Genomic DNA, 12,885 nt, shown 5'->3' with positions numbered 1-12,885 from the left:
TATTTAGGTCTCTTTTATAAAGTTATCAGTCCATTCATACCCTTTTTTCTCAAGCTCTAGAGCAAGATCACTATCACCAGTTTTTATGATTTGTCCGTCTGACATAACATGGACATAATTTGGTTCAATTTCATCTAATAATCTTTGATAGTGTGTAATAAGTATTATCCCAGTTTGTGCATTAGATATTTTTTTGATTCCTGATGCCACTATTCTTAGAGCATCAATATCTAGACCAGAATCGGTCTCATCTAATATTGCTATCTTGGGCTCCAGTAAAGCCATTTGCAGGATTTCATTTCTTTTTTTTTCACCTCCAGAAAATCCTTGATTTACACTCCTTGATAGGAATGCATGATCCATTTTTACAATTTCTAACTTTTCTTTAACTAATTCTTCAAAATCAAAAGTATCCAATTCTTCTTTGTTGAGGAATTTCCTTCTTGCATTAGTTGATACTCTAAGAAACTCAAGATTACTTACACCTGGAATCTCAATTGGATATTGAAAACCAAGAAAAATTCCTGATTGAGCTCTCTCTTCAGGTTCTAGAGAATTGATGTTTTCACCTAAAAATTTTATGTCCCCATTTGTAATATTATACGAAGGATGACCTGCAATTATTTTCGAAAGTGTACTTTTGCCACATCCATTTCTTCCCATAATGGCATGGATTTCTCCAGGATAGACAGTAAGTGAAACCCCTTTTAAAATTGGAAGATTATCAGTAGATGCAGAGAGATTTTCAACTTCTAAAATTGGTTCTGATTCTTTCATTTTAATTTGCATTTCAATTTAGAAATTGATTCATTAGCCTACTGATCCCTCTAGCTTAAGTGCCAGTAACTTATCTGCTTCAGCAGCAAATTCCATAGGTAATTGATTAAATACATCTCTGCAAAAACCGCTGACCATCATAGATACTGCCTCCTCAAATTCTATACCTCTGCTTTGGAGATAAAAAAGTTGATCTTCTGAGATTCTACATGTGCTTGCTTCATGCTCAATTTCGGAATTAGGTTGTTGAGATTTGATGTAAGGGAATGTATTCGCAGAAGCTTGATCCCCAATTAACATTGAATCACATTGACTGTAATTTCTTGATCCTCTAGCTTTTGTTCCTATTTTGACAAGACCTCTGTAGCTATTGATTGACTTGCCTGCACTAATGCCTTTGCTAACAATAGTTGATTTGGTCTTAGGACCGATATGGATCATTTTTGTTCCGGTATCTGCTTGCTGAAGATTATTGGTGAGTGCCACTGAATAAAATTCTCCTACAGATTCTTCCCCTAGAAGAAGGCAGCTAGGATATTTCCATGTAATTGCAGAGCCTGTTTCAACTTGTGACCAGCTAATTTTACTTCTTTTGCCTAAACATTTTCCTCTCTTGGTGACAAAATTAAAAATTCCGCCAATTCCTTCTTCATCACCAGCATACCAATTTTGCACTGTTGAATATTTTATTGAGGCGTCGTCTAATGCTACAAGCTCTACAACTGCTGCATGAAGGGTATTTGTATCAAACATTGGAGCTGTACAACCTTCTAGGTAACTTACAGAACTTGATTCTTCAGCAATGATTAGTGTCCTTTCGAATTGTCCTGAATCTCCACTATTAATTCTGAAGTAGGAAGATAGGTCCATAGGGCAGGTAACACCCTTTGGAATATATACAAAAGAACCATCACTAAAAACAGCAGAATTTAGTGCTGCAAAATAATTATCACTAGCTGGAACAACTGTACCCAAATATTTTTCAATTAAATCCGAGTGATTTTTTACTGCTTCACTAATTGAGCAAAATATAACTCCATGTTCAGCAAGTTCTTCTCTAAAAGTTGTGGCTATAGAAACACTATCAAAGACAGCATCTACTGCTACATTTGTGAGTTTTTTTTGCTCCGTAAGGGGTATTCCCAATTTGTCAAAAGTCTCAAGAAGTTTGGGATCAACTTCATCTAAACTAGAAATTTTCTCTTTTTGCTTAGGAGCAGAGTAATAAATTATATCTTGATAATCAATTTGTTTATATCCTAATCCTGCCCAATCAGGCTCTTTCATTTTTTGCCATTTTTTAAAGGCTTTTAATCTAAAGTCAAGAAGATATTTTGGCTCTTCTTTTTTATGAGAAATTAATCTTATGACATCTTCATTTAACCCCTTTTCTATTTTTTCAGTTTCAATATCAGTAACAAAACCATATTTATAGGGCTCTTTTACTACATCTTTAACTAAATTTTCGTTGACCATGTTATCCAAAAATAACTTATTACAATTAGCTTTATATACTTTAACGAAAGATACCCCCAATATTGAGTTTTTTCCCTTTATTAAAACTAAAATTTAATGTCTAATCATCTTGATCCCTTGTCTAATCCATTAAATATAGAAATTATTCAAGAAATTGATAATCTTGATCTAACTACAATGCAGAAACATCATCTAAGAATACTCGCTCATTGCCTCCAGATTTTTAAAATTATCAGTGAAGAGAATAGTTTTGAATATCAAAATAAAAATCCCCTGAGAGAATGGTGTGATAATCAATCCAAAAAATTTGATGATAAAAAATTTAGTGACCTCTTTTATGAGCAGTTAGAATCTACTTCGAAAAAATTAAGTACTTTTTCAAAAAAAATTGGTAAAAATATTGAGGACTTAGAGATAGGTGATTTAGTAATTCTAGTTGAAAAACGCTGAAGCCCCTTTTAATTGATCCCGAAGAAAAAATATATTTTTGTTGAGTCGTTAACAAATTCAGGTAATAAAATTTAAAAAAAAAGAAAATTAATTTACATTTAAAAAAGATCTGAAAATTTATTAATTTCATTGATACCAACTGTTTTGACGATAAATATTAATTTCGAGAATTTTTTAGTAGTCAGAGGATCCTGACGACAGGGCAAAAAGACACACAATTCCTTAAAAAAAAGAACATACTGATCCCAAACAAAAACGGAGATTTTAAAGTGGCTGATGGGATCATGAATAAAGATCAATTACTCTCACTTACCCTAAGACAATTACGTCAAGAAGCAAGTAAACTATCAGTACCGCTTTATAGTCGCAAAACAAAAGCAGTTCTTGTTGATTTAATACTTAAATATCAAGATAAATCTCCTCAAAAAACATATCTCAGTTCACCCCAGCCAAAATTTGAAGAAACTTATGAGTCCAATACTATAAATAGTAGTGAAGAAGTGAAAACAAATGTAGTATTCCTACCTCGAGATCCTGATTGGGCTTACGTTTTTTGGCAAATTTCTGATGCAGATCGAGAAAAAGCACAATCTTTGGGGGCTAATAGATTATGCCTACGATTATTTGATGCATCTGGTTCAGAAGGAAGCAACTTGAATCAAGGTACACTAAGGGAGATAGCAGTTGATAGCTACAGTACCGAGTGGTACTTGCCAATTCCACTTGCTGATAGAGATTATAAAGTTGAATTAGGTTATAAATATGGTTTTAACTGGATGTCATTGGCATTTTCCTCCATAAGCCACGTTCCTGGCTCTCATCCTTCTGAGCAAATTCTTGATAAATTTGTACCTTTTAATTTGGATTCTACTTCTGAGTCAATCCCAGATATTTCAAATCCTGTTGCTTCAGAACAAAATGGTATGCATGAAAGGTTATACCAAGCAGCAACTAATATTTCTCTCAGAAGAAAAGTTGGTTCTGAAGAATTCATGGAAAATGTAAATTCAACAAATCTTAGTGATAATCTTACAGACTCAGGTGCTGGTAAATGGTCATCAGGTTTAAATGATTCTGGAAGCGGAATTGTTAAAAACAGATCTTTTTGGCTCGTTGCTGATGCTGAATTAATTGTTTATGGAGCTACAGAGCCTTCTGCAAAACTGACAATAGGTGGAGAAGATGTACCCCTCGCTGCAGATGGTACTTTTAGAATTCAAGTTCCATTTAGAGATGGGACTCAAAAATATGATATTAAAGCAGTTGATATATCTGGTGATCAAGAAAAAAGTATATCTATGAAATTTGATAGAACTACACCTCTTGACGATACTAATGAAAAAGATAATGCTGAGACTGAATGGTTTTAATAAATTAAATTAATGCTGAAAAAAATTGTAGCTTTTACTCCTTTGTTTGGGGCATTGACGTTTCCACTAATAGTTCCAATTACAATTTCTAAATTTGGTGTTAACTATGGAATTCTTAGTGCATTATTAATTTCTTCATTATGGTTTATCGCTATGTTAAGAACATCCGAAATGCCTCATTAATTTAGTTAGATTTTTGGGAGTTTTTTAAAAATATGACTCAAGTTAATGTAATTAATATCAATTCTCCTTTTCTAGATCAAAAACCAGGCACTTCTGGTTTAAGAAAAAGTACTTTAAAGTTTCAGGAGGAACATTATTTAGAAATTTTTATTGAAGCAATCTTACAATCATTGGAAGATTTACAAGGTTCAACATTAGTAGTTGGTGGTGATGGCAGATATGGCAATATTGAAGCGATAGAAAAAATTGTCCAAATTTGCATTGCTCATAAAGTCCAAAAGGTTATTGTTCCAAAGTACGGTTTATTATCTACTCCTGCGACATCACATTTAATTAGAAAAGAAAATGCTATTGGTGGAATTATTCTTTCTGCAAGCCATAATCCTGGTGGAATTGATGGTGACTTTGGAGTGAAATTGAATATCTCTAATGGTGGCCCAGCTCCTGAGATAATTACTAATAAGATTTTCAAGGCTTCACAATTACTAACTAGTTATAAAATTTGTAAAATTCAATTGCCTAACTTTAGTGAATATGGAACTTATTCTTACGGTGAAACTACCTTAGAAATTATTGATGGATTAAAAGATTATTCTAATTTGATGGAGAAAATTTTTGATTTTGATCAAATTAGTGATTTTTTAAAAAAAGACTTCTCGTTAATCTTTGATGCAATGAATGCGGTTACAGGCCCATATGCAAAAAATATTTTTGTTGAAAAAATGGGTCTTGCGCATGATTGTGTCATGAATGGCAACCCGTTAAAAGATTTTGGAGGTTTACATCCTGATCCTAATCTTACTTACGCATCTCACTTGGCTGATTTGTTATTAAATAAAAAATTTTACAGTTTTGGTGCTGCATGTGATGGAGATGGAGATAGGAATATGATTTTAGGAAGAGGATGTTTTGTAAATCCTAGTGATAGCCTTGCAGTTATCACTGCTAACACAAAATGTGTTCCTGGTTATAAAGATGGTATTACAGGTGTGGCACGATCCATGCCAACCAGCTCAGCGGTTGATAATGTAGCTAAAGCATTAAATATACCTTGTTTTGAGACACCTACTGGCTGGAAGTTTTTTGGAAATCTTTTAGATTCCAATTTAATTACTTTATGTGGAGAAGAAAGTTTTGGAACAGGTAGTAATCATGTGAGAGAGAAAGATGGACTATGGGCAGTTTTGTATTGGTTACAAGTTTTAGCTGAGAAAAAATGTTCGGTAAGCGATTTGATGCAGAATCATTGGAAAGAATTTGGTAGGAATTATTATTCAAGACATGATTATGAGGCAATTCCCTCAAATATTGCTTATCAAATCTTTGGTAATCTAGCTTCTATGCTAGAAACTTTAAGAGGAAATAGTTTTGCTGGCCATTTAGTTAAAGTTGCAGATAACTTTTCATATTTAGATCCTGTTGATAATTCCCTTAGCGAAAATCAAGGTTTAAGATTGGTCCTTGATGATAATTCTCGAGTAATTGTACGCCTTTCGGGAACTGGAACTAAGGGAGCAACATTAAGACTTTACTTTGAGAAATTTTTAGATCCTCAACAGAATCTTTCGTTAAATCCTCAGATTGCTTTAAAACCTCTAATAAATGATTTAGATGCTTTATTGAACATTTCAAAACTTACTCAAATGGAAACTCCTACAGTAATTACATAAAATTGAAAGTAATTATTTTTTGATTTTATTTATATGCATTCAGAAAATTTATTTACTAATTATTCTCATATAGAAGACAATGCACCTTTGGCAGATAAATTAAGACCAAAGAAATTGGAGGATTTTTTGGGTCAACAACCAATCCTGAATGAGAATTCGCTTTTAAGAAGTGCAATATTAAACGATAAGATTAGTAATTTTATTTTTTCTGGCCCTCCTGGTGTCGGTAAAACTACTCTAATTGAAATTATTTCCTTTTATACTCGTTCAAAATTAATTAAGTTAAATGCAGTATTATCGGGTGTTAAAGAATTAAGAAATGAAATCGCTAGTGCAAAAGATAGATTAATAAATTCAAAAAGAAAAACAATTTTATTTATCGATGAGGTTCATAGATTTACAGCAGTTCAGCAAGATGCTTTATTACCTTCAATAGAAAATGGAACTATAACTTTTATTGGTGCTACAACTGAAAATCCTTTCTTTGCTGTTAATAAAGCGCTTGTTAGCAGGTCTCGTATTTTTAAATTATTTCCTTTGGCAGAAAATGATTTGCAGAAAATAATACAAAAAGTCATAACTCATTATTCTAAAAAAATAGATTCAAAAAAGGTTTATTTAACTCAAGATGCTATAAGTCATTTAATTAAATTTTCTGGCGGAGATGCAAGAACGTTAATCAATGCGCTAGAGATGGCCATAGAATCAACTGCTGAAAATGATGTTAAAGAAATCAACATTAATCTCTCAATAGCAGAGGATGCACTTCAAAAGAAAAATATTGTTTACGATAAAAATGGGCAAAATCATTACGATGTAATAAGTGCCTTTATCAAGTCCATAAGAGGTTCTGATCCAGATGCAACTTTATTCTGGCTTGCGAATATGCTGGAGGCTGGTGAAGATCCTAATTTTATTTTTAGAAGACTACTTATAACTGCAAGTGAAGATATAGGAATAGCTGATCCTAATGCCATAGTGGTTGTACAATCCTGTTGTGATGCTTTTGATAGAGTTGGTTTTCCAGAAGGATTATATTTTTTAACGCAGGCTTCTTTATATTTAGCTATTTCTTCAAAAAGTAATAGTACGAAAAGTATTTTTAAAGCAATTGAAACAATAAAATCTGCCAAAGCTTTTGATGTTCCTCTTCATTTAAAAAATAATTCTAATAGTTATGTCAACCCGCATAATCATCCAGATAATTTGGATGAACAAGAATATCTTCCCAAATCTTTAAGAGGTTTAAAAATATGGGAACCAAATAATATTGGATGGGAAAAAACTCAATATGAAGAACTGCTTAGAAGAAAAGAAAACTCAAAATTTTTCGAATAACAAATAATCTCAGGATTAAAGGAAGTTTTTTCTTCTTAGGCTAAAGCGATAGTCAAACTTATGGAAGTTAATCTATGAATAACCTAAGAGTATATTTTTCTTCTTATGAATTAACTATTTGGGCTTTTCAAAAAAATTACCAATGATAAATGTCTTTAGCCAATTTTCTATGATCCTATTTTACAGCTGCTTCAAAAACTAACCATTTATTTAGGATCTTATTTTTTAAATAATTATTATGGTTTGATTTATTGGCATAAAAAAATATTTTTCTGGGAATTTTATATGGTTAAAATCTCTATCTGTTCTCTCAATATCAATCCCATTTTTGCTTTTATGCCAGACTATAGTAATAGTATCTTTACAATGATTTAAACTGATGTTGTCCATGCCAGAGTCTAAACTTGGTGGTTCTCAAGGATAAGCATTAATTGTATTTCTAGGGTTCTAAATCAAAAAGTTTTAAAAATTATTTTCTGCAGGTTTAATTTCTTCTGTAGTTGCGACATCTTGCACATCTTTAATCTCATAAAACCAAATTTTTGGTATTTTATATTCATACTCATTTAATAATTTCAATGGCTCTTAAGGTTGGCGACAAAGCACCAGAATTTAAATTAAAAGATTCTTTTGAGAAAGAAGTTTCTCTAAGTGATTTTAAAGGTAAAAGAATAATATTATATTTTTATCCAAAAGATAACACTCCAGGATGTACTAAAGAAGCATGTAATTTTAAAGAGAATTATGATTTACTCACAAAAAATAATATTGTTGTGCTTGGTATTAGCAAAGATAATGCATCGTCTCATCAGAAGTTTATAGAAAAATTTAATTTACCTTTTATTCTTTTAACTGATCCTGAACCTTTTAAAGTTTCTTCTGATTACGATAGCTATGGACTTAAGAAATTCATGGGAAAAGAATATATGGGAATGATGAGAAATACTTTTTTGATTGATTCTGAAGGCAACATCGAAAAAATTTACTTAAAAGTAAAAGCAGCAATAATGGCTGATCATATAATTGCAGACCTTGGGTTAAGCTAATTTTTTTAAGGCAAGGTGGTGAATGATCATTCCCTCCATAACCAAATCAGGAGCATTGATTATATTTTTTTTGTTCGTTTCTAGAAATTTTGTTAGGAATTGAGAGTCTCCTCCACAGATTACTAAAATATCCTTTTTGGGATTAAATAAACTATTAATAACTCCATTAAGAGAGTTGATTACTCCTTTTAAAATCGCTTCTTCTGTATTAAACAAAAAATCTTTTTTAGGGATTTCAAATTTTTCTGGAACTTTAAGATTTTTTGTGTTTTGTTCCATTGATTTTAATTGTGTTAGAAAACCTGGAACAAGTTGACCACCAAGAATCGATCCATTTGAATTTAATTTTGTTATCGATAAAATTGTTCCAAAATCTGTAATTAGCAAATCTTTTTTAAAAGGATTTTCAATAGTGCTTAGAGCTGCGAGACAAGCAAGAGCTCTATCAACTCCAAAATAATCAGGAAGATTTGATAATTGGATATCTTTAGTTTTTATTTCATTTTCTTTTCTCAGCAAAAAATTTGGAAGTTTTCCTACAGATGCCCAAATTAATTGATCAAGATCTATATTTTCGGGAACTTTTTGCTCTTTTTTGGTATGGAAGAATTTAGATTGATTTTTAGAATATTGAGCCCAATGAAGCCTACTATTGCCTACTAATAAAAAATTTATTTCTGAGACCATTGTTCTATGATCAATTAATTATTAGTGTGAATTCCACATTCTTGTTTAATTCCTCCAAATCTTGTGTCCCTACCCTTTGTTTCAATACCATCGGGACTGCTTGAATGCCAATCTCCTACAGAAGAATAACCTTTGATAAAAAGTGGATGTGCAGGTAAATTATTTTCTTCCATATAATAAAAAATATCTTTATTTGTCCAATTTAATAAAGGTCTTAAAGAGAGCCTTTGACGAATTACGTCTATGAATTTCATTTTGTTTCTATTGTCTGTTTGACTTGATCTAACACCGCTTGCCCAGCAGGTAATATCATATTTTTCTAGACCATTTTCTAAAGGTTTTATCTTTCTCAATTCATGATACTTATCTAAATCACTCTCTTTTTTTGTTTCCCAAAGTTTTCCGTATTTGGCCTCCATTCTTGCTGGAGATAATTCACTTTGCAGAACTTCAACTTCTAAGGATAAACTTTCAATAAGCTTTTCAGCGTAATGGTATGTTTCTGGAGGAAGGTAACCTGTATCTATCCAAAATATTTTGATTTTTTTTTGTAGAGATAATTTGCTGACCATATCTAAAAGTACTGATGACTGTATGCCAAAACTTGTTGTAATAGCAAATTGTTGATCAAACTTTTCATAACCCCATGTAAGCATTCTTTGAGGCTTCATATCTAGAAGATCTTGATTATATTTATTCAAGTTAGTTTGAATATCGTTGTGAATTTTTTCAATCATTCTTCAGTTTGATTATGAGTTTAATTTTATTTCGCTCAATTTAAAAATTATTCGTATAGTTTAATAATACATTTACGCATAACAATATTTCTCTAATGAAATCAATACAAAAACCAATAGTAATAGTTGGAGCAGGTTTTGCAGGTATGACATTTGCTTTGAATTTAAAGAACCTTAATCCCTCTTTACCGATTCTTATGGTTGATTCTCAAACTAACTTTATATTTAAACCTTTAATGTACGAAGTTTTAAGTAAAGAGATAAGAAGTTGGGAAGCTACCCCAAAATTTGCAAATATTTTTTCTGATGCGGGTATAACTTTTTTAAGAAATTGTTTAACAAAGATTTCCTTCAAAGAAAATATTCTTGAATTTAGTGATGAATTAAAATTAAGTTATCAATATCTCGTTATCTGTACAGGATCTATTCCAAATAGTTTTTTTATAAAAGGTGTAGATGAAAATTGTTATTTTTTTAATGATTCTCACGATTTAAATAAATTAAACTCTTTTTTAAAAAAATCACAAGATACTGCGTTGCACAAAAAGTTATTTATAGTTGGAGGTGGTCCCTCTGGTATCGAGTTGGCATGCAAAATTAAAGATATATTTACAGACCAATTTGAAATTAATGTAATAGAAAAATCAAACGAAATCCTCAATAAAAACAAAATTTTTAATAGAGAACAAGCAGAGAAGGCATTAGAAAAAAGAAAAATCAACATTCTTTTGAATTCCACAGTTAAAGAAGTCTCAGAAACAAAAATTACTATTTCTAGTGAGGTTGGGATAAGTTCCTTTGATAAAGATATTGTTATTTGGACAGCAGGTGTTAAACCTAATTTGTCTTACTTAGAAACTGATCAAATAACAAAAAAATTTGGACGAATTTTAGTTAATAATAATTTGCAAATAGAAAACCGTAAAAACTGTTTTGCTATTGGTGATATTTCAGTTATTGACGGAATGGAGGATTTACCCATAACTGCTCAGGTCGCTATGCAGGAAGGAAAGCATCTTGCTAATAATTTAGAACTTTTAATTCAAGGAAAAGATCCTTTACCCTTTGAATTTCAAGACAACGGTGAAATGATTAGCTTAGGAATAGGCGAAGCTTCAATTTCTGGCCTTGGGGTTACTTTATCTGGGAAACTGGCTTTTGAGGCAAGAAGACTTATATATGCTTCCAAATTGCCTGATATTACAGAAAGCTTAAAATCTGCATCTTCATGGATATTCCAAAAAAAATCTATTTTTAAAAAGTTTCTTAAAAAAGATTATTCGAATTAAACTTTTTTGAAATATTGTTTTTGGGTATATTGAGTTAAATAAGTTTTGTATGAATTTAATTGCAGTAGTTAGTAATAATTTTGATGCGTTTATAACGGTAGTTGTTTTAATAATGTCAATAATTTTGTTTATTAGAAATACTATTGCACCAGAATTGACTGGTTTGTTATGTGTCGGAATATTTATATCTACTGGGGTTCTTTCTCCTGAAAAAGCTTTAGCTGGATTTGGTAGCCCTTCTTTAATTACCCTTATGGGTTTATTTGCAGTTTCCTCAGCATTATTTAAAAGTGGTGCCTTAGACAGAGTAAGAGAATTGATTTCTTCTGAAAGTATTCGAACTCCAAGGAAATTAATTTCTTTAATAGCTTTTTTGATTGCTCCAATATCTGGAATTGTACCTAATACTCCAGTAGTAGCATCTTTGTTACCTTTAATTGAAAGTTGGTGCGAGCGGAGAAATATATCACCATCAAAAGTTTTATTACCTCTTTCTTTTGCTACTTTACTCGGTGGAACTCTGACATTATTAGGTAGCTCAGTAAATCTTCTTGTAAGTGATATTAGTCAACAATTAGGTTACGGAGGTTTGGAATTATTTAGTTTGACTTCAATAGGAATTCCTGTATGGCTGATAGGTACAACCTATATGATTCTAGTTTCTGACGTGCTTTTACCAGATAGAGGGAGAGATAAGGAGTTTATTAAAAATGGTGATATGAATATATATTTTACCGAAGTTACTATTCCCTCTACTTCAGAATTAGTTGGACAATCTGTCAGAAATAGTAGATTGCAAAGACGATTTGACGTTGATGTTCTGGAATTGCAACGAAATGGAAAAGTTATTCTTCCTCCTTTGGCTGATAGAAAGATTGAACCGAATGATAGATTAATAATCCGCGTTACAAGGGCAGACTTGTTTAGGCTGCAGCAGGAACATACTATTCTGTTAGGAGAAAATAAAACATCGTTCGATGGGGCTAATGTTTTCTCAGATGATGAAGGTACTAAGACCTTTGAAGCCTTGTTGCCAGCTGGTTCAACTTTAGCTGGGGCAAGTTTGAGAGAATTAAGATTTAGGCAGCGTCATAATGCAACAGTTTTAGCATTAAGAAGAGGTCAGCAAACTGTTCAGGAGAGATTAGGCCAAGCTGTTTTAAGGGCTGGAGATGTTTTATTATTGCAAGCACCACTAGACTCAATAAGAGGTTTGCAAGCTAGTAATGATTTGCTTATTTTAGATCAATTCGAAGATGACTTACCTTTTTTGATAAAAAAACCCATATCGATTGCAATTGCAATAGGAATGTTGGTTTTGCCTTCGGTTTCTAATATTCCATTAGTAGGTTCAGTTCTTTTGGCAGTTATTGCAATGGTTGCTTGTGGATGTTTAAGACCTGCAGAGATACAAAAATCAATTAGGTTAGACGTTATTTTATTGCTGGGATCTTTGTCGTGTTTTAGTGTAGCTATGCAGATAACTGGATTAGCAGATGTAATTGCAGTTAATCTAAACTTCGCCCTTAACGGAATGCCTCTTTATTTTGCACTAGTCGTAATTTTTGTATCTACAGTTATTCTTACACAATTTATAAGTAATGCTGCTTCGGTTGCTTTGATTTTGCCTGTTGTTATTGAATTCTCAAATGTTTTAGAAATTTCACCAAGCGCTTTAATAATGCTTGTTTTATTTGGTGCAAGTCAATCTTTCTTGACTCCAATGGGTTATCAAACAAATTTAATGGTTTATGGTCCTGGAAGATATAGATTTTTTGATATAGCAAAATACGGCGCAGGATTAACACTTATAATGTCATTTATTGTGCCAGCATTGATAATTTTAAATTACGGGTAATATA

The 12,885-nt window shown here is 31.7% G+C and carries 12 protein-coding genes and 1 pseudogene; 8 read left to right on the top strand and 5 right to left on the bottom strand.

The features are described 5' to 3' along the window. Nucleotides 1-3 precede the first annotated feature (3 nt). A complete protein-coding gene (sufC, locus tag JJ842_04895) occupies nucleotides 4-789 on the bottom strand; it encodes a Fe-S cluster assembly ATPase SufC (GenBank protein MBO6971248.1) in 786 nt (261 codons plus the stop codon). Between the two features lie 21 nt (nucleotides 790-810). Then, nucleotides 811-2,253 carry a Fe-S cluster assembly protein SufB gene (sufB, locus tag JJ842_04890; protein MBO6971247.1) on the bottom strand — a complete coding sequence of 481 codons (1,443 nt, stop codon included), beginning with the start codon at nucleotides 2,251-2,253 and terminating at the stop codon, nucleotides 811-813. A gap of 96 nt (nucleotides 2,254-2,349) precedes the next feature. Here sufB and JJ842_04885 point away from each other — a divergent pair, with 96 nt between their 5' ends. From JJ842_04885 to JJ842_04865, 5 genes are all read left to right on the top strand, one after another. After that, a complete protein-coding gene (locus JJ842_04885; protein ID MBO6971246.1) occupies nucleotides 2,350-2,703 on the top strand; it encodes a hypothetical protein in 354 nt (117 codons plus the stop codon). 269 nt (nucleotides 2,704-2,972) lie between these two features. Further along, nucleotides 2,973-4,073: a DUF4912 domain-containing protein gene (locus JJ842_04880; GenBank protein ID MBO6971245.1), complete on the top strand. Its 1,101-nt coding sequence runs from the start codon at nucleotides 2,973-2,975 to the stop codon at nucleotides 4,071-4,073. Between the two features lie 12 nt (nucleotides 4,074-4,085). Further along, nucleotides 4,086-4,256: a hypothetical protein gene (locus tag JJ842_04875; protein ID MBO6971244.1), complete on the top strand. Its 171-nt coding sequence runs from the start codon at nucleotides 4,086-4,088 to the stop codon at nucleotides 4,254-4,256. Between the two features lie 32 nt (nucleotides 4,257-4,288). After that, the gene (locus tag JJ842_04870) at nucleotides 4,289-5,926 is read left to right on the top strand and encodes an alpha-D-glucose phosphate-specific phosphoglucomutase (GenBank protein ID MBO6971243.1); all 1,638 of its coding nucleotides are present in this window, start codon (nucleotides 4,289-4,291) and stop codon (nucleotides 5,924-5,926) included. A gap of 33 nt (nucleotides 5,927-5,959) precedes the next feature. Then, nucleotides 5,960-7,264: an AAA family ATPase gene (locus tag JJ842_04865; GenBank protein ID MBO6971242.1), complete on the top strand. Its 1,305-nt coding sequence runs from the start codon at nucleotides 5,960-5,962 to the stop codon at nucleotides 7,262-7,264. A gap of 35 nt (nucleotides 7,265-7,299) precedes the next feature. Here JJ842_04865 and JJ842_04860 read toward each other — a convergent pair. Continuing rightward, nucleotides 7,300-7,843 (bottom strand): annotated as a pseudogene (locus JJ842_04860) (4-phosphopantetheinyl transferase). Between JJ842_04860 and bcp the strand changes: the two are divergent. Then, nucleotides 7,843-8,310: a thioredoxin-dependent thiol peroxidase gene (gene bcp / locus JJ842_04855; protein ID MBO6971241.1), complete on the top strand. Its 468-nt coding sequence runs from the start codon at nucleotides 7,843-7,845 to the stop codon at nucleotides 8,308-8,310. The pseudogene JJ842_04860 and the gene bcp sit on opposite strands and share 1 nt — an antisense overlap. Here bcp and JJ842_04850 read toward each other — a convergent pair. Continuing rightward, nucleotides 8,302-8,997: a type III pantothenate kinase gene (locus tag JJ842_04850; GenBank protein MBO6971240.1), complete on the bottom strand. Its 696-nt coding sequence runs from the start codon at nucleotides 8,995-8,997 to the stop codon at nucleotides 8,302-8,304. The two genes, bcp and JJ842_04850, sit on opposite strands and share 9 nt — an antisense overlap. Nucleotides 8,998-9,011: 14 nt before the next feature. Beyond that, nucleotides 9,012-9,734, bottom strand: coding sequence for a phosphoadenylyl-sulfate reductase (locus JJ842_04845; protein ID MBO6971239.1), 723 nt, complete (start codon nucleotides 9,732-9,734; stop codon nucleotides 9,012-9,014). Nucleotides 9,735-9,829: 95 nt separating this feature from the next. On the opposite strand from JJ842_04845, the gene JJ842_04840 reads away from it, so the two are divergent. Both JJ842_04840 and JJ842_04835 read left to right on the top strand, forming a co-directional pair. After that, a complete protein-coding gene (locus JJ842_04840) occupies nucleotides 9,830-11,023 on the top strand; it encodes an FAD-dependent oxidoreductase (protein MBO6971238.1) in 1,194 nt (397 codons plus the stop codon). A gap of 49 nt (nucleotides 11,024-11,072) precedes the next feature. Continuing rightward, nucleotides 11,073-12,881, top strand: coding sequence for an SLC13 family permease (locus tag JJ842_04835; GenBank protein ID MBO6971237.1), 1,809 nt, complete (start codon nucleotides 11,073-11,075; stop codon nucleotides 12,879-12,881). Nucleotides 12,882-12,885 lie beyond the last annotated feature (4 nt).

This window comes from Prochlorococcus marinus CUG1433 (assembly GCA_017644425.1).
Classification (GTDB): Bacteria; Cyanobacteriota; Cyanobacteriia; order PCC-6307; family Cyanobiaceae; genus Prochlorococcus_A; species Prochlorococcus_A marinus_U.
Note: the sequence above shows the minus strand (reverse complement) of the source record. Positions and strands in the feature narration are given on the sequence as shown.